Below are 16,276 nucleotides of genomic sequence, written 5' to 3'. Positions count from 1 at the left end.
GGGGCTCCATGTCGCGGATCATGCCGGGCGTGGCCAGGTCTGCTGCGCGGCTGCGGGCCGGTGCCATCCGGGGGCTCGTGGGCGACGAGAGGCCAGAGGCTTTGCCGCTGACCGTGCGCGCGCCGCCGGTCGCATCGCGCGAGATCACGGCGCGCTCGGCCCCGACGACGACTTCTTCGATCGTTTCGTCCACTACCAGCGCCACGTTCAGCGGGGTGGTTTCGCCCTCACGCACCGTCACGGTGAGCGTTTGAGCCACCATGCCGACGTATGCCACGCGCACCTCGTGGTCGCCCGCAGGCACGTCGGCAATCGTGAACTCACCGTCGATGTTGGACGCCGCGCCGCGCGGCGTGCCGACCAGAGCGATCGACGCGCCGGGGACGGGCTCGCCGGTGTCCGCGAGCGTGATGACGCCCGCGATCGCGCCAGAGGCCTGGCGGCCTGCGTCCTCTGGCGGCGTGTGCGCCGCGACGAGCAGCAAGGGCAGGACGAAAGCGAGGAGGTGTAGGCGAGACGACATACGCGTGCCCGGAAGGTGAGACAGGTCAGCCGCTTGAGTGCGGCGTCTGGTCACACCAACGGGGCGTTTGCCCGTCTCGTGCCTCTGGCGCCGAAGCACGCGTCTACGGAGCCACAGTGCGTACGCAAATAAACCGCGCCAGAGGCAACGGGGCCTCTGGCGCGGGAAGCCTGACGCTGGTGTCAGGCGGGTTGGCGTGAGCGTGCTTAGTTGCCGGCCAGGTCCGGCATCGCCTTGCGAGGGAGCTTCTCGGCGCGCTCGGCAGTGTGGTGCGCAAACGTTGCCATCATGGCCGCAGCCTGCTCCATATCGTCCGGGTCCAGGTGGTCGTACACGTCCATGTGCGTGTGCCACGTCTTGGCGAAGTACGCCAGAGGATCCTGGAGGAACTGGAAGCCGGGGATGCCCACGTTGTCGAACGAGAGGTGGTCCGTGCCGCCGGTGTTGCTGATGGTCAGCGTTTGGGCCGTCGAGTCATCGAAGGCGTCGAGCCACGCGCGGAAGATGGGCCGCACGGCCTCGTTGGACTGCATGTAGACGCCGCGGAAGCGCCCGGAGCCGTTGTCCATGTTGTAGTACGCCGAGACGTTGGCGTGGCCGGGCAGGACGTCCGTCGGCGGCTCACCGTAGCCGGGCGTCGGCGCGAAGTGCTCGCTGACGTAGCCGCGCGAGCCCCACAGTCCCTGCTCCTCGCCGGTCCACAGCGCGAAGCGGATGGTGCGGCGGGGGCCCTCGCCTCTGGCGTCGTAGAACGCCTTGAGGATGCGGGCGGCCTCCATCGTGACAGCAGAGCCGGCCGCGTTGTCCGTCGCGCCCGAGCCGCTGTGCCACGAGTCGAAGTGTCCGCCGACGATCACGATCTCGTCCGCGAGGTCCGTGCCGGGGATCTCCGCGATGACGTTGTCCTCCACGACTTCCTCGTCGGTAAACGTCGCCGCGTAGTCCAGGTCGATGGTCACCGACTGTCCGGCCTCAGCGAGGCGGATCAGGCGGTTGGCGTGCTCGTCCAGAACGGCGAACTGCGCAACAGTCTCGACGCCGGCCGTCCACGGCGCGGCGCGGCCTCCGGCGCCGGTGGCCTGCCCTTCCGGGACGGCGGCCTGCATGGCGCGAACGGCGCCGGAGCCTCCCGTGCCCGAGGGCGTGAGGATCGCCAGAGGCTCGCCGGTCAGCACGGCCTGCGTGCGGGCCGCCCGAGCACGGTACCGCGCGAGCACCTCGGGGGAGTAGCGGCGCTGCGCCCCGCGCGTCATCGCGAGGCCCGCGTTGGCGAGCTCCAGGAGCTCGTGCTCATCGCGCCGCTGCGCCAGCGGCTCCAGGCCTCTGGCGACGTCGGAGAGCGAGCCCATGAGGACGACCTTGCCGCGCACGTCGAGCGTCGCCGGGTCCAGCGTGTCGTCGTCGATGTCGATGACGACCAGCTCGCCAGAGGCGCGACCGGTGCTCGGGCTCCACGCCTTGGGCGCGGCCGTAAGCGGGAAGGACTGCGAGGCCACGTCGGGGCCGCTCACGCGGGCCGACATGGCCATGCGGTCGCTTTTCCAGCCGCGGCCGAACGTGCCCCAGGGCTCCAGTTCGGCGCTCACGCCCCAGGAGCGGAAGCGGTCAACGGCCCACTCCTGGGCGCGGTCGAGCGCTTCGGAGCCCGTCAGGCGCGCGCCGTGCACGTCGGTCATCCACGTGGCGTGGTCCATGACCTGGCCGCGCTCAGTGGCCTCGGCCTTGATAAACGCGATGGCGGTGGAGTCGGTCGGCTCGGCCACAGGCTGAGCGACGACGGGGGCGGCCAGCAAGAGGGCCGCGAAAGCGGAGAGACGCATACGTCGGGTCTAAATGGGGATACCGGAATCTAATCCGGCGCCAGCGGCCTCTGGCGCGTGCGGTGCCGAGCAGGCACGGTCCCGATCCGAGCGGGCCTCTGGCGAGGCGCCCACACGCCCACGCCTGGCCGTTCAGCCCATGCTCTTCCAAGCCATGATCGCGCGGTGCATCTGCTCCGAGACCGCCGGCTCCACCTTCCGGCCGACGTACGGTGAGCGCGACGCGGCGACACCAGGCGCCGTGTACTGCACGCACTCGTAAAGACGCTGAACGGCGCCGTGCCCGTCTCGCTCGTACGCCTCGCGCTCCTCAGCATCGAGACGCATCGGGAAGCTGTAGTCCACGAAGCTGTTGGAGTACCGGCCGTCGAGGTAGAACTCACCGTCTGCCTCCAGCAGAAACCAGGACTGGGGCTCGTGATCGATGACGCGCATGGCCTCTGGCGCCAGAGGCTACGCCTCGTCCTCCCAGGCCTCGAACGCTTCCAGATCCTTGCGCACGTATCGCAGCGCGAGGCCGATAACGGCCGCGTCGTCGATGTAGCCCACGACCGGGATAAAGTCCGGGATGAGGTCTACCGGGACGACGAAGTAGATCAGCCCCGCCACGAGCGTGACGATGGACTTCCACGGGATGGCCCGGTACTCGCCTCTGGCGTAGGCCTTGACCACGCGGAGGAGGACGGGGAGATCGGCGCGAAGCGCCCCGAGGTGCTCGCTGTGCTCCTGCGCCTTTGCGCTGGCCGTCTCGGCGAGAGACTGGAGCTTTCCGGGCTCCTGCGCCTCGCGTTCGGCGCGGCGGCGGAAGAGGTGGAGGCCGCGTTTGGCGTTGGACTCGGAGAAGGCAGTCATGTCGGGAGAGGTGGTCAGAGTACCTTCGCCCCAACGCCCAAACGGTTCCCCTCATGCGCCTCACCCTCGCTCTTCTCGCCCTGTTGCCTCTGGCGGCCACCGCCCAGGACAACGCCACCCCGTACCCGCAGAACCCCATCGCGCCGACGCCAGAGGCCGCACGGATGGCGGGCGCCGAGGCCCGCGCCGCGATGGAGGCGCGCTCGCCGCTCGGCGCCGTGCCGTTCCGCAGCGTCGGCCCGACGGTGATGAGCGGGCGCGTAAGCGCGATCGAGGGCAAGCCCGGCGATCCGACCGTGTTCTACGTTGCCTACGCCTCTGGCGGGCTGTGGAAAACGGAGTCCGCAGGCACGCGCTTCGAACCGCTGTTCGACGAGTACGCGAGCATGACGATGGGCGACATCGCTGTGGACTGGCGCGATCCCGAAGGCGACGGGCCGACGGTCTGGGCCGGGACCGGCGAGAGCAACTCCAGCCGCTCCTCCTACGCCGGAACCGGCGTCTACAAATCCACCGATGGCGGCGCGACCTGGGCGCACGTCGGCCTCGCGAACTCGCACCACATCGGCCGCATCGTGCTCCACCCGAGCGATCCCAACACGGCCTGGGTCGCGAGCATCGGCCCGCTCTACTCCAACGGCGGCGAGCGCGGCGTCTACGTCACGCGCGATGGTGGCGCGTCCTGGGCCCTGACGCTCGCGCCAGAGGCCGAAGAGACCGGCGCCATCGACCTCGTGATGGACCCGGCGAACCCTGACCGCCTCTACGCCGCTACGTGGACGCGCTCCCGCCGCGCGTGGGACTTCCGCGAGGCCGGCCCCGGCTCCGCCATCCACCGCTCCGACGACGGCGGCATGACCTGGACGCGCGTCACGACCGACGGCTCCGGCTTCCCGACCGGCGCCGACGTCGGACGCATCGGCCTTGCCGTGTCGCCAGCGGCCGGGGGCGTGCTCTGGGCGACGGTCGACAACCAGGCCCGGCGGCCCAAGGAGGCCGACGAGAATGAGGAGGCGATGGACGCGGTCACGCAAGAGGCCCTGCGCTCCATGTCGCGCGAGGCGTTTCTCGACCTCAGCGAAGACGCGCTCAACGCGTTCTTGGACGCCAACAACTTCCCGTACAGCTACACCGCCGAGTCCATCTTGCGCGACGTGCGCGAGGGCAACCTGGAGCCTCTGGCGCTGGTCGAGTTCTTGGAGGATGCCAACCGCGCGCTGTTCGACACGCCCGTCGTCGGCGCCGAGGTGTACCGCTCGGACGATGGGGGCGCGACCTGGACGCGGACGCACGAGGGCTACATCGACGACCTCGTGTATTCCTACGGCTACTACTTCGGACAGGTGCGCGTAGCGCCGGACGATCCCAGCCGGCTCTACCTCATCGGCGTCCCGCTGATCGGCAGCACCGACGGCGGCGCCACGTGGGCGGCTATCGACGACGCGAACGTGCACGTGGACCACCACGACCTGTGGATCGACCCGACCAACCCCGACCGGCTGCTCAACGCCAACGACGGCGGCGTCAACATCTCCTACGACGACGCCCGCTCCTGGCAAAGCGCCAACGTCCCGGCCGTCGGCCAGTTCTACACCGTCACGACGGACAACGCGCAGCCGTACAACGTCTACGGCGGCCTGCAGGACAACGGCGTCTGGCGCGGACCAAGCGACTACCGCCCCTCGCGTGGCTGGCTCGCAAACGGCGACTACCCCTACGAGCGGCTCGGCGGGGGCGACGGCATGCAGATCCAGGTGGACCCGCGTGACCAGACGGTCTACACCGGCTTCCAGTTCGGCAACTACGTCCGCATCCCCGAAGGCAACGGACGCGCGAGCCGCATCACGCCCAGTCACACACTGGGTGAGCGCCCGTACCGCTTCAACTGGCAGACCCCCATCCACCTCTCGCGGCACCTGCCGGACGTGCTCTACTTCGGCTCCAACAAGGTCCACCGCTCGCTCGACCGCGGCGAAACCTGGCAGACCATCTCCGAGGATCTCACCTCTGGCGGTGAGCCCGGCGACGTCCCGTACGGCACGCTCACGAGCCTCCACGAGAGCCCGCTGGAGTACGGGCTTCTGGCGGCGGGAACGGACGACGGCAAAATCTGGGTAAGCGAAGACGACGGCCGCACGTGGCAGGACCGCTCCGCTGGCCTCCCCGGTCCGCTCTGGGTTTCGCGCGTGGAGCTTTCCGGCCACGATCGCCAGAGGCTCCTCGTCTCGCTCAACGGCTACCGCTGGGACCACTTCGACGCTTACGTCTACCGTTCCGACGACCTTGGCCGCACGTGGACGCGCATCGGCACGGACCTTCCCGCCGAGCCCGTCAACGTGGCCAAGGAAGACCCGGCCTCTGGCGACATCGTGTACGTGGGAACGGACCACGGCCTCTACGTCTCGCTGGACCGTGGCGAGAGCTTCCACCCCATGCGCGGCCAGCGCGCCGAGCGCGAGGACGCCGACGGCGCCAGAGGCGAGAGCATGTGGGACAGCCGCACAATGCCTAACGTGCCCGTCCACGACCTCACGGTGCAGGCGCGCGATAAGGATCTGGTGGTCGGCACGCACGGCCGGAGCATCTGGATTGCGGACCTGGAAGAGGTGCAGCAGCTCACGCCCGCGCTTCTGGCCGAGGCGCTCCACGTCTTCGCGCCCGACACGCTCCAGCACTCCACGCGCTGGGGCTCCAAGGGCGGAAACTGGAGCGACCCGTACCAGCCTGAGCTGAGCATCGCGTACACCGTCGCTCAAGGCGGCCCGGTCACGTTCTCCGTCGTCAACACGAAGGGCGTCGAACTGGCCTCGTGGACCCACGCCTCTGGCGCCGGGCTGAACTACGCCGCGTGGCCAATGACCGTGGACCGCGCAATAAGCGACGAGCACGAGGCCGGAGAAGACGACGAGCTCTACTACCTGATGCCGGGCGAGTACCTGCTCAACGTCTCGGCGGGTAGCAGCAGCGTGTCCGTCCCGCTTGTGCTCAAGAGCGGCCCCGAGCCTCGTAGCCGCGCGCGCAAGAAGATGCCGTAACGCGCCGCTGGCGCCAGAGGCTGTCGCGGAAGGCCTCTGGCGCTAGCCCATGTTTTGGAGCACGCTCGCTTTGAGCTGCTGCGCCGCGGGGTTTTGCGGCTGGCGCTGGAGCAGCACGTTGACCGTGCGGAGCGCGTCTTGCCAGCGGCCTTGTAGCGCGTAGGCGCCCGCGAGGTTGTACAACAGTTGCGTGTCCTGCGGCAACACGCTCCGCGCGCGCTCCAGGTACGCGATGGCCTCGCCGCGCTCCTGCGTTGCCACGCCGCTGGCGCCAGAGGCCTTGGCCTCTTCAGAGCGCTGGAGGTGGATGGCGCCCAGCATTGAGAGCGCCGGGCCGTGGTTGGGGTTGCGGGTGAGCGAGGCCTCGTAGTTGGCTTTGGCCATCTCCACGTAGCGCGGCTCGCCCAACGTTTGCGCCATCTGCATCCGAACGGCCGCGAGAGCGTCATGGACGCGCGGCTCGAACCAGTACATCATGAGCATGGCCTGGCGCGCGCGGAGCGCCTCGGTGTACTCACCTTTGGCGAGGTAGTAGTCCGCGAGGGCGTCCGTGGCAGTTTCCCAGCCCACCTTGTTCTGGACCAAGTCCTCGGCGATCTGCAAGACCGCCATCGGGGTGCGGGAAGTGTCGAGCGCAAACGGTCGCACCTCGTCCGGCCGGAACGGCCAACTTTGGGTCAGGCGCCCCACGCGGATCGCGCCCGCGAGGCTATCGACGGGCGTAGAGAGCCGCACGAGGGTGGCGGGCGGCGCCTCTTGCGAGGTCTCGCCGATCACGCCAGAGGCGCGGATGGAAGCGTAGAAGGCGTCCGCGATCGCGTCGTAGCCCGCGAGGGTGGGATGGAGGTGCTCCAGCATCATCTCGTCCCCGATCACGCCCTGCGGCGAGCGCTCGCGCACGAGGTCTTGGGATTCCACGACCGTCGCGCCTCTGGCGCTAGCGATCTCGCGGATGGACGCGTTGAACACCTCGGGCGCACGGAAGCGGAGCGCGTCGAGGTCCTTGGCGCGGAGGAACGCCTCTTGAGCGGCCTCGGCTTCGCCAGAGGCCAGGAGTGCTTGGGCCAGCCGGTAGTGCCCCTCGGCGGCGTCGGCGCTGGCCGTGGTCGCGCGGCGGAAGGCGGGGAGCGCTGCGGCGCTGTCGCCTCTGGCGAAGGCACTCAAGCCGTCGCGCAGCGCCGCGTTGTACGCGGTCGTGTCGGCGCCCGCGGCGTGGGCCGTGATAAAGGGGCGCTGCGTGCGCTCGTTGGAGGCGAGGGTGCCCACAAAGACGGGGATGCCCTCGGCCTGGTAGCGCGCCAGGAGCGCGTCCAGGTTTTCGCGGAACTGCCGGTGGCCGTCCTCGAACAGCTCGGACCCGTAGGGGACCGACTGCTCACCCACCATGCGGCTCATGAGCGTCTCGTTGCTCTGTTCGCCCGAGGCCTCCGGGACCTCGGCGCCAGCGCCGCGCAGCTTCGCGATGACATCGCGGACGAGTTGGACCGTGCGCCAGCGGCGGAGCGCGAGGTAGCCGCGCACGAGGGTGGGGTTGCGCCCAAAGCTCTCGGCTGAAGCCGCGCCGAGCGCCCCGTAATACTCGTTGTGGCCCGCGTAGATGATCACGGCGTCGGGCTTCTGCTCGATGATCTCGTCCGCGAAGTCCAGCAGCGTGTAGCTGTTCACGGCCGCGATGGACGTGTTGACCACGTCGATCCGCTGACCGGGGTAGGACGCGCGGAGCCGGTTTGCCATCGTGCGGGGAAACGCCGCGCCCCAGTAGTACGGGAAGCCTGCCGCGCTGGAGCCGCCCTGAGCGATGATGCGGAACGAGCCCTCGGGTTTCTCGGCGTAGAAGTAGTCCGCGTTGGCGTTCGGCACGCCCTCTGTTTGCGCGAAGTACCGGCGTGCCACCTCGCGGCTCTGCACCCGAACGTCCGGTACGCCCTCCACAGGCTCGAAGAGGGGATAGCTGCCGCCGTAGCCGCCCAGCCGGAGCCCGCCCTCCAGCAGCGCAAAAAAGAGGAACGGGATCAGCAGCGTGATCGCCCAGAAGACGCGGCGCGTGCCCGCCGAGACCTCTGGCGCCAGAGGCGCCGCCCCGGCCTTCTTGGTCGCCCTCTTGCTCACGGAGCGGCGGGGGTGCGGTCGGCCACGGGCACCCACGCGATGTCTTCTACGCCGGCGTCATGGTTGACCCACCGGGCGAGCGTGAACAGCCAGTCCGAGAGCCGGTTGAGGTAGTTGAGGGCCTCTTGCGAGACGACCTCGCCCTCGCCCACCATGTCGATCGCGAGCCGCTCGGCGCGGCGGGAGACCGTCCGCGCGAGGTGGAGCGATGCCGAGGCCTGCGTGCCACCGGGCAGGATGAAGTTCTTCAGCGGCGCGAGGTCCGCCGTCAGCCGGTCGATGTCCGCCTCCATCTGCTCCGTGTGGTGCGCCTCGATCCGCGGCAGCGGGTACGTCGTCTCCTCAGGCGCGGCGAGGTCGCCGCCGAGCACGAACAGCTCGTTCTGGACCCGCGCGATGAGGTCGGTGGCCGCTCCGGGGTCGAGCGTGGCACGCGCCATGCCGAGCACGGAGTTGACCTCGTCGACCGTCCCGTATGCTGCGATCCGGGGGTGGCTTTTGGAGACGCGGTCGCCTCCGAAGAGCGCGGTGGTGCCGTCGTCGCCGGTTTTGGTGTAGACCTTCATGGGGTGGGGTGGGGCGCGCCGATCTCCGTGAGTTCGGAGGCCTCTGGCGCGTGCCGGCCAAGATACCGGACCCGCACGCCAGAGGCCGTCGGCTCCACCTCGGCGCGGACGCCGAACACGTCGCCGAGAAGTGCGGGCGTGAGCACGTCGGCCGGTGCGCCCTCTGCGGCGATGCGCCCGCCGTGCAACACGACGAGCCGGTCGGCATAGCGCGCGGCCCATTCCAAGTCGTGCATGGCCGCGACCACGGTTTTGGCGCCTCCGGCGGACGCCGTCTCGCCAGAGGCCCGCGCGGCGACCAGCCGGCGCACGCGGTCGAGCACGTCGAGGCGGTGGCGCACGTCGAGGTGCGCGGTGGGCTCGTCGAGCAAGAGCAGCGGGGCCTCTTGCGCGAGCGCCTGAGCGAGTAGGACGCGTTGCTGCTCGCCGCCGGAAAGCGCGTTGACGGGGCGGAGCGCGAGCGCGTCCAGCGCCAGATCCGTTATTGCATTCGATACCGCCTGCTTGTCTCTCGCCGCCAGAGGCGAAAGCCAGCCCAGGTGCGGCGCCCGTCCCATCGCCACCACCTCGCGCACGCTGAACGCGAACGGCAGGTCCGTCTGCTGTCGCACGAGCGCGACCTCGCGCGCACGGTCCTGGCCCCGCCAGAGGCGGAGGTCGCGGCCCCGGACGGCCAGGCTGCCGGTGTAGGGGAGGAGACCCGCGAGCGTGCGCAGGAGCGTCGTTTTTCCGGATCCGTTGGGGCCCACGATGCCCAGCCACTCACCCGGGCGCACGTCGAGATCCAGCCCGTGCAGCACGCTCCGCTTCGCGAGGGCGACGCCTAGGCCTCTGGCGGAGACGATAGGCGCAGAAGAGAGAGGCTCGGGCACGACGGCGGATGTGGTGGCGTTGAAACGTACCGCTCTAGCCCACGCGCATGCCCCGACTGCTCCCGATCCTCGGATTCCTCCTCGCCACGCCCTTCCTCGTCGGGTGCGACGCGACCAGCATCGGGGAGCTCCAGCGCGTGTTCGAGTTTGACGCGGTCGGCGTCCCTGATGGGGTGTCACGGACGGACGCCAGAGGCAATGTGCTGAGCGAGGACGACCGGGACTGGCGCACGGCGCCGGTCTACAGCTCGCAGTTCACTCTCACCTTCCTGCCGTATCCCAACCCCGCCTCTCCAACCGAGAGCGTTCAGTTTGCGGGCACGTTCTCCGGTTCCAACGGCGCGCTGATCCCGTACCGCCTGACTGCCCAGGGAGACCTCTCGCGAATCCAAGCGGTCACCGGATCGACAGAGGGAACGGCTCCTCTGTTCTCTTTCCCAGCGGGCCAACTCGGCGGTCCCGGGCTCCACCGGGTCGTGCTCTTGGACCGTCAGGGACGGATCGTGACCTACGGCGATGTGGAGGTGATCCCATAGGGGACTTCACGCGCGGTCAGTAGGGTCGCCATTCGGCAAAGGAGCGTCCGGTGTGCTCGCGGAGCTGTTGTACGTCGGGCCGGAGGCGGTCCATGAGGTAGGCCTCGTCCTCTGGCGTCATCGTGGGGCGTTCAAACACGGGCCGGCGCGGGCGCATGGCACGAACGACAAGGGAGGCGAGAAGCGGGTGCGGTGCAGCGTCTCGCAAACGGATCTCGCGCTCCGTAGTCCGGCGGTCGGCCGCAGGGTTGAATCGTCGGGCGAGGACCGAGTCGTCGAACGTGTCGGCGATTCCCAGAAACGTGCTGATCTCGGAGAGAGCCGCGCGGGGATCACGCTTCAGGTCCTCCAGCGTAAGGAGGTGGATCTGCCCCGGCGGGAAGTGCTCGTGGTAGGCCTGCAACTGGTAGAAATACCGCCCCGTGTCGACGTAGTCCGAGTGCTTTCGGATGGCTTCGGAGAAGGGCGCGTTTTCCAACCGCTTCGCATACAAGTGGACGTAATGCGAGTACGCACGGTCCACAGGGTCCCGCATCAAGTAGATCATCCTGACGTTCGGGATCGCGCTCTTGATGCGCGCCGGGACGTTGCTCCACAAGTGCCGTCGGGTGTAGATCGTGGACGCCTCGAACGCCTTGCTTCCTTTGCCCTTGAAGAGGCTCCCATACCAGTCCAGCCCTTTGCTGAAGTCGGCGTCTGACCGGAAGTACTGCGGCTCCTTTTTCGTGGAGGGCGTGACGGTATCCGGGTGGGAGGCGAGGTACTCGTAAAGGCTCGTGGTGCCACTTTTCATGGCGCCGATGATGAGAAACGACGGGAGCATCTAGACAGGCAGAGATCAGCGGAAGGGATGGCGGGCCCGTGCCGCCTCTGGCGGGAGCCGAGTGGCGAGTGTAGCCACGCCAACCGGCGAGAGCGCCAGAGGCCTCGCTAATTGCTCGCGCGTCCCTGGATGCGCCCGAAGTAGCTCTTGATCAGGTCCTGGTAGTCTGGCGAGAACCCGCTCTCCAGCGCTCGGATGAGATCGCGGCGGACGCGGTCTTCGGGGCGGTCCCGCGGCGGTGTGCCGCCAGAGGCAGGGGGAGGCGTAGTGCGGGCGGTCTCGGCCTCCCGTTTCTCCTCGCGGCCCTGCTCGTTGGCGGAGCGCTCGGCTTCGAGCAGCTTTTGAAGGATGTTCTGCTGGCGGGGAAGCGTAGAGGGGTCCGGGTTGCCACGGCGGAGCTGCTCGGCCGCCTCGCCCATCTGTTCCTCGATTCGGCGGAGCTGGCTTTTCGCCTGCTCGCTGAGTCCGCCCGGTCCGCCGTCCTCGTTGCCACCTCCGCCAGAGGCGCCTTCGAGCATTTGCTTGAGTTGGCGACGGATGGCTTCTTGCTGCTCGGCGAGCTGGCGCATCCGCTGCTGATCGTCGCGCGAGAGCCGTTCGCCCGCGCTCTGGTTCAGCATTTGCTGGATCTGTTGGTTGAGCTGCTGCTGCTGCTGGCCCATCTGCTGCATCTGCTGAGGCGTGCCCTGGCCCTGACCTCCGCCTTGCTGCTGCTGGTTCTGGAGCTGGCTCAGCACGTCGGCGAGCATCACCGCGAGCTCATTGAGGCTCGTCATGGCCGTCCTCTGGCGCGCGGCGGCGGGCCCGGAGCGCTGCTCGGCGAACTCCTCTACGGCGCCGCCCATCTCGCGGAGGGCGCTCGTGGTCGTGGAGCGGATCTTGCTGCCGAGTTGGGGGACGGTGCGTCCGATGGATTGGAGCGAATCGGCGACGTGCTGCAGGCCGGTGCGTAGCTCGGCCTGGCGCCGCGCCAGAGGCCGGAGGGCGGGGCTCCGGCCAGGCGTGGCGGCTGTCTCGCCTGCGAGACGTTCCTGCTCGGCCGAGAGCGTGAGCACGTCTTCAAGCGCGGCGCGGAGCCGAGCAGTGTCGATCTGCTGCTGCTGTCCCTGCATCTGCGAGCTGGACTCCCGCATCTTCTGGGCCATCTTGCGAAGCTGGCGGCGCATCTCCTGCTGCTGCTGCTGGGCCTCTTGCGTCTGGTTCTGGCGCACCTTTTCCGCGTTTTCCTGCATCTGCTCAGGAAGGCCGCCGTTTTTCTGCATCTCCTGCTGGGCGTCCTGCATGGGCTGCTCGCCTTGCTGGCCGCGCATCTCCTCCATGCGCTCGCGGAGCTCTTCCATTTGCTTCTCCAGCGCCTCGGCGGACTCCGCGGCACGCTCTTGCTCCTGCGCCACCTGTTCGCGCTCGGCGGCGGTGTTCTCCTTCGGCATGTCGCCAGAGGCCTCTGGCGACTCGGCCTGGGTGCCGTCCCGGCGTTCTTTGGAGGCGTTTTCGAGCGCCTCGGTCTTGGCCTGGATCTCGGCCTCGCGCTCGGCGAGGTCTTCGGCGAGCTGGGCGGCCTCTTTGAGGTCCACGGCGGTTTCGAAGCGCTCTAGCAGCTCCATCGCGCGGTCCAGCCTCTGGCGGAACTCCTCCTCGTTGAACTCGGCCTGCTCGGCCTGCTCCATCATCTCGCGCATGTCGAGCTTCTCCATGGCCTCCTGCAAGCGCTTAAGCGCGTCGCGGAGTTCGGGTGAGTCAAGCTCTTGCATGACCTGGCGCATCTGCTCCAGCTTGCGCATGGTCTCGGGATCCGCAAGGCCGCTGTCCTGCATGTCCCGCTGGAGCTTCTCCATGCGTTGCTGGAGTGCGTCTGATTGTCTGCCGAGGTCCTCCTGCTGGCGCCGGAGTTCTTCGATCTGGCGCTGGTCCTCCCAGTCCGGGTTCGGGTTGCGGCGGAGGTCGTCGCGGAAGCGCTCAAAGCGCTCGGACGCTTCCTTGGCGTTGTCGCGCAGTTCTTGGAGGTCGTCACGCGTCGAATCGCGCTGCGCCTCCAGTTCGTCGATGCGCTGGGCGAGCGATGGGAAGCGCAGCGTGACGACCGGCGTTCGGGCGCGCTGCCGCCTTGGCCCGTTGTCCACGACTTCGCCGAAGAACTCCACCACGTCGCCCGGACCCACGTTCGTAGGGCGGAACGTGACGCCCACGTCCTGACCGAGCGGGCGCGTTCGGACCGGCAGCGCAGCGCGGCGCAGCGGGCCTCTGGCGTCGCCGCGGATCACGCGCCAGATAAGCGAGCCGCCGGAAAAGCCGAAGTCGTCGGAGACGCGGAACTCCAGGCGCCGGCCTCTGGCGTCGAGCGCGCCGCTGGCGCCGTCCACGAGCGTGATCTGCGGCGCGCCGTCTCCGAGCACGCCGAGCGAGTACCGCGCGGGGTTCGTGTTGGCGACGCCAGAGGCGGTCTCCAGGTGCAGCGAGTAGTGGCCGCCGCGGCGGAGCGGGAAGCGCGCCGTGGCCCCCTCGGCGCCGATCGCCAGGGGCACGCGCGAGGCGGTGCTGTCGTCCCAGCGGATGCGGACCTCGCCTCTGGCAGCCCGTTCCCCCGCGAGGCCGACGGTCAGACGAACCGTTGAGCCCGCGAGGCCGGAGACATCGCCGACGCCCTCGGGAAGCGCGCGCGCCGGGCGCCCGCTGTAGCCAGGTGGGAGGAGCACAACGTTGAGGCCCCGGACGAGCGGGCGTGCTACAACGCGGATCGAGGCCCAGTCCGTGACGACGCCTAGCGCGCGGACGCGGTATTGGGCGCTCTGCCGCACGTCCTCGACCGTGTGGCGCCAGAGGCCGTCGTCGCCCAGCAGAAGCCGCGTGTCGTCGGTGACGGTCTCGCCCTCGCGGCGGACTTCGAGCGTGGCGTCCAGCGGCCAGTCTTTGCCTGCGGGACGCGCGGTGATCTCGACGCTCTCGCCGCGCACGATCTCGACATCGCCGGGCTGGAGGCTTAAGGAGAACGACGCGGGCGGGTAGAACGCTTCGCCTGGAGACAACAGACGCTCCGCCGCCGCCTCGAACGGGCCGGGAATCAGGAGGAGTGCGAGCACGAACCCGAGGGCCGGCGCCAGTGCCCATCGCGCTGAGCGCCAGAGGCCGCGGCGGTCCTCGGCGTGCTCGACAGGCACGTCTTCGACCTCGCGACCCAACGCCGCCACGGCCGCGGCCTGAAGCGGGGACTCGCCTCTGGCGCCAGAGGCCTGCAAGTCCCGCAGCGCGAGGAGTCGGTCGCCGGCGCCTTCGCGGAAGCGGTCGGCGCGGTGCGCGACGGTGGAGTCGTCCATGCCCGGGAGGAGGCCCAGCCCGCGCAAGACCGGCGGCAGAACGAACGCGCCCACGAGCCCGAGCGCGAGCGCCGCCAGGAGCCAGAACAGCGCCGTCCGCAGGCCCACGCCCATCCAGAGCGCACCCTCGGCGCCTACACCCACGAGAAACGCGAGGCCGACACCCGCGCCGACGAGCAAGACGCCCCGGATGACTTCGGACGCGGTCCAGCGCAGACGCGCGGTGCGGAGCCTCTGGCGAACGTCGGGTGTGGGAGGAAGCGTGGGCATGGCGTGAAGCTAGGCGCACGGGACGAACGAGACGGCGCCAAAGCGATTGCCCGGCCGGGAGAGGAGAAGGCCGCGCCAGAGTGGGGTAGGCCTCGCGCCGGACTGGGTGCAGAGCCGTCGCCAGAGGCCTCTGACGCTCGTGTAGTTTGGCGCGCCGCCATCCACGCCCCTGTGTCCGACTATCCCGCCGCCTCGCCGACCGCCTCGCCCTCGCGCGAGCGGCCTTTGATCGAGATCCGCAACGCGGCCGTCAGCTACCGTGACCCCTCCGGCGCCCGCGTCGAAGTGGCGCAAGACCTCAATCTGACTCTCGCCAGAGGCGAGATGGTCTACCTCATCGGCCCGACGGGCAGCGGGAAGTCCAGCCTGCTCAAGCTGCTCTACATGGACGTGCAGCCCGAGTACGGCGTCGTCCGGGTCGGGCCGTATCAGTCCGACACGACCAAGCCGCACGACGTGCCGTTCTTGCGCCGCATGTTGGGCGTGGTGTTCCAGGACTTCCAGTTGCTTCCAGACCGCAGCGCGTACGACAACGTCGCGTTCGCGCTCCACGCCACGGGCCACCGCGGCGCCGAAGTGCGCCAGCGCACGATGGATGCGCTCTCGCAGGTCGGCATCAGCCACCGCGCGCAGGCCAAGCCCAGCGAGATGTCTGGCGGCGAGCAGCAGCGCGCGTGCGTCGCCCGCGCCATCGTCAACGACCCGATGCTGCTCCTGGCCGACGAACCCACTGGCAACCTCGACCCCCGCGTGGCCGACGAGATCCAGAAGCTGCTCATCAAGCTCAATCGTCAGGGCATGGCGCTGCTCATGGCAACGCACGACTACCGCCTCGTCCGCTCGTTTCCCGCCCGCACGCTCGCGCTGGTCAAAGGGCGCCTGGTAGAGGTCGACCCCGAGTCGCTATGACCGTCCGCACCTTCGCCTCTGGCGCCAGAGGCCTCGTGCTCCCGCTTGCCTTCGCGTGGGCGGCGTGCTCGCCCGAACCCGCAGCGCCCGCACCCGACGCCTCTGGCGATCTCGTGAGCGACGCCAGCGCGGCATGCCTGAGTGGAAACGTGGATGCGATCATCCTCCAACTGGATTCCCTCATTCAGGCCTCGCCGCGCCCGGACGCGTACGCCGTCCGATCCGGATGCCTGCGGTGGCGCTTTGCGCAGGACTCCACCCGCGAGGACATCGAGAACGCTTTCGCAGATCTGGGCCGCGCGATCGAGGCCTCTGGCGATGGCTCGAGCATCCCCGTTGACGCGCTGTACAACCAGCGCGCATTTACACGCCTCTCGCTCGACCCGAACGACGTGGCGGGAGCGCTCACGGATCTGGACCAGGCCGTCACCCTCGCGCCGGAAAGCATCGCCCACAGGACGGACCGGAGCATAGCTCGCGTGATGGTGGGGGATACCGCCGGGGCACGAGAGGACCTGGAATGGCTCCTGGCACGCTCAGATCTTGACTCCGCCCGTGCCGCCGAGGCCCGCCAGAGGCTCGCTCGCTTGGAGTGACCTCTGCGCGCGTTGTAGCGGCGGTTATCTTCACGCCTCGCCTGTTCACCTCCC

Annotated in this window: 13 protein-coding genes; 4 read left to right on the top strand and 9 right to left on the bottom strand. The window is 69.2% G+C overall.

What is annotated here, in order from left to right; translation table 11 throughout:
• From BSZ36_RS07925 to BSZ36_RS07910, 4 genes are all read right to left on the bottom strand, one after another.
• Positions 1–523 (bottom strand): carboxypeptidase-like regulatory domain-containing protein (locus BSZ36_RS07925; RefSeq protein ID WP_143536950.1); only part of this gene is annotated, 523 nt, incomplete at its 3' end.
• A 206-nt stretch (positions 524–729) separates the two neighbouring features.
• On the bottom strand, positions 730–2,343 hold the full coding sequence (locus BSZ36_RS07920; protein ID WP_094547647.1) for a M20/M25/M40 family metallo-hydrolase: 1,614 nt from the start codon (positions 2,341–2,343) through the stop codon (positions 730–732).
• A gap of 132 nt (positions 2,344–2,475) precedes the next feature.
• Entirely contained in the window at positions 2,476–2,778 is a 303-nt protein-coding gene (locus BSZ36_RS07915; protein WP_094547645.1) for a hypothetical protein, read from the bottom strand.
• Between the two features lie 18 nt (positions 2,779–2,796).
• Positions 2,797–3,195 (bottom strand): YkvA family protein, encoded by a 399-nt coding sequence (locus BSZ36_RS07910; RefSeq protein WP_094547643.1) that lies wholly within the window; start codon positions 3,193–3,195, stop codon positions 2,797–2,799.
• Positions 3,196–3,248: 53 nt separating this feature from the next.
• On the opposite strand from BSZ36_RS07910, the gene BSZ36_RS07905 reads away from it, so the two are divergent.
• Positions 3,249–6,230 (top strand): WD40/YVTN/BNR-like repeat-containing protein, encoded by a 2,982-nt coding sequence (locus tag BSZ36_RS07905; protein WP_094547641.1) that lies wholly within the window; start codon positions 3,249–3,251, stop codon positions 6,228–6,230.
• A 42-nt stretch (positions 6,231–6,272) separates the two neighbouring features.
• On the opposite strand, the gene BSZ36_RS07900 is transcribed toward BSZ36_RS07905, so the two are convergent.
• The 3 genes from BSZ36_RS07900 to BSZ36_RS07890 are packed head-to-tail and all read right to left on the bottom strand — an operon-like array spanning position 6,273 to position 9,777.
• A complete protein-coding gene (locus tag BSZ36_RS07900; RefSeq protein WP_143536809.1) occupies positions 6,273–8,339 on the bottom strand; it encodes an SGNH/GDSL hydrolase family protein in 2,067 nt (688 codons plus the stop codon).
• Positions 8,336–8,905, bottom strand: coding sequence for a cob(I)yrinic acid a,c-diamide adenosyltransferase (locus tag BSZ36_RS07895; protein ID WP_094547637.1), 570 nt, complete (start codon positions 8,903–8,905; stop codon positions 8,336–8,338). Before BSZ36_RS07895 ends, BSZ36_RS07900 begins: the two co-directional genes overlap by 4 nt.
• Entirely contained in the window at positions 8,902–9,777 is an 876-nt protein-coding gene (locus BSZ36_RS07890; RefSeq protein ID WP_218827607.1) for an ABC transporter ATP-binding protein, read from the bottom strand. The genes BSZ36_RS07895 and BSZ36_RS07890 overlap by 4 nt, the downstream gene beginning before the upstream one ends.
• Before the next feature lie 47 nt (positions 9,778–9,824).
• On the opposite strand from BSZ36_RS07890, the gene BSZ36_RS07885 reads away from it, so the two are divergent.
• Complete coding sequence (locus BSZ36_RS07885; RefSeq protein ID WP_094547635.1) at positions 9,825–10,313, top strand: hypothetical protein; 489 nt, start codon at positions 9,825–9,827, stop codon at positions 10,311–10,313.
• 16 nt (positions 10,314–10,329) lie between these two features.
• Here the strand turns inward: BSZ36_RS07885 and BSZ36_RS07880 are convergent, their stop codons facing one another.
• Together BSZ36_RS07880 and BSZ36_RS07875 are read right to left on the bottom strand one after the other, a co-directional pair.
• Complete coding sequence (locus BSZ36_RS07880) at positions 10,330–11,136, bottom strand: sulfotransferase domain-containing protein (RefSeq protein ID WP_094547633.1); 807 nt, start codon at positions 11,134–11,136, stop codon at positions 10,330–10,332.
• Positions 11,137–11,243: 107 nt separating this feature from the next.
• Positions 11,244–14,717: a DUF4175 family protein gene (locus tag BSZ36_RS07875; RefSeq protein WP_094547631.1), complete on the bottom strand. Its 3,474-nt coding sequence runs from the start codon at positions 14,715–14,717 to the stop codon at positions 11,244–11,246.
• 171 nt (positions 14,718–14,888) lie between these two features.
• Between BSZ36_RS07875 and BSZ36_RS07870 the strand changes: the two genes are divergently transcribed.
• Together BSZ36_RS07870 and BSZ36_RS07865 are read left to right on the top strand one after the other, a co-directional pair.
• Positions 14,889–15,626: a cell division ATP-binding protein FtsE gene (locus BSZ36_RS07870; protein WP_218827606.1), complete on the top strand. Its 738-nt coding sequence runs from the start codon at positions 14,889–14,891 to the stop codon at positions 15,624–15,626.
• Positions 15,623–16,222, top strand: coding sequence for a tetratricopeptide repeat protein (locus BSZ36_RS07865; protein WP_094547629.1), 600 nt, complete (start codon positions 15,623–15,625; stop codon positions 16,220–16,222). The genes BSZ36_RS07870 and BSZ36_RS07865 overlap by 4 nt, the downstream gene beginning before the upstream one ends.
• The last annotated feature ends 54 nt before the right edge of the window (positions 16,223–16,276 follow it).

This window comes from Rubricoccus marinus, from assembly GCF_002257665.1.
GTDB classification, from domain to species: domain Bacteria; phylum Bacteroidota; class Rhodothermia; order Rhodothermales; family Rubricoccaceae; genus Rubricoccus; species Rubricoccus marinus.
Note: the sequence above shows the minus strand (reverse complement) of the source record. Positions and strands in the feature narration are given on the sequence as shown.

Bases quoted from the DNA above. Each gene is read 5' to 3' on its own strand.
- BSZ36_RS07920 (WP_094547647.1), bottom strand. From the start codon at position 2,343: ATGCGTCTCTCCGCTTTCGCGGCCCTCTTGCTGGCCGCCCCCGTCGTC.
- BSZ36_RS07915 (WP_094547645.1), bottom strand. From the start codon at position 2,778: ATGCGCGTCATCGATCACGAGCCCCAGTCCTGGTTTCTGCTGGAGGCA.
- BSZ36_RS07910 (WP_094547643.1), bottom strand. From the start codon at position 3,195: ATGACTGCCTTCTCCGAGTCCAACGCCAAACGCGGCCTCCACCTCTTC.
- BSZ36_RS07905 (WP_094547641.1), top strand. From the start codon at position 3,249: ATGCGCCTCACCCTCGCTCTTCTCGCCCTGTTGCCTCTGGCGGCCACC.
- BSZ36_RS07895 (WP_094547637.1), bottom strand. From the start codon at position 8,905: ATGAAGGTCTACACCAAAACCGGCGACGACGGCACCACCGCGCTCTTC.
- BSZ36_RS07885 (WP_094547635.1), top strand. From the start codon at position 9,825: ATGCCCCGACTGCTCCCGATCCTCGGATTCCTCCTCGCCACGCCCTTC.
- BSZ36_RS07880 (WP_094547633.1), bottom strand. From the start codon at position 11,136: ATGCTCCCGTCGTTTCTCATCATCGGCGCCATGAAAAGTGGCACCACG.
- BSZ36_RS07875 (WP_094547631.1), bottom strand. From the start codon at position 14,717: ATGCCCACGCTTCCTCCCACACCCGACGTTCGCCAGAGGCTCCGCACC.
- BSZ36_RS07865 (WP_094547629.1), top strand. From the start codon at position 15,623: ATGACCGTCCGCACCTTCGCCTCTGGCGCCAGAGGCCTCGTGCTCCCG.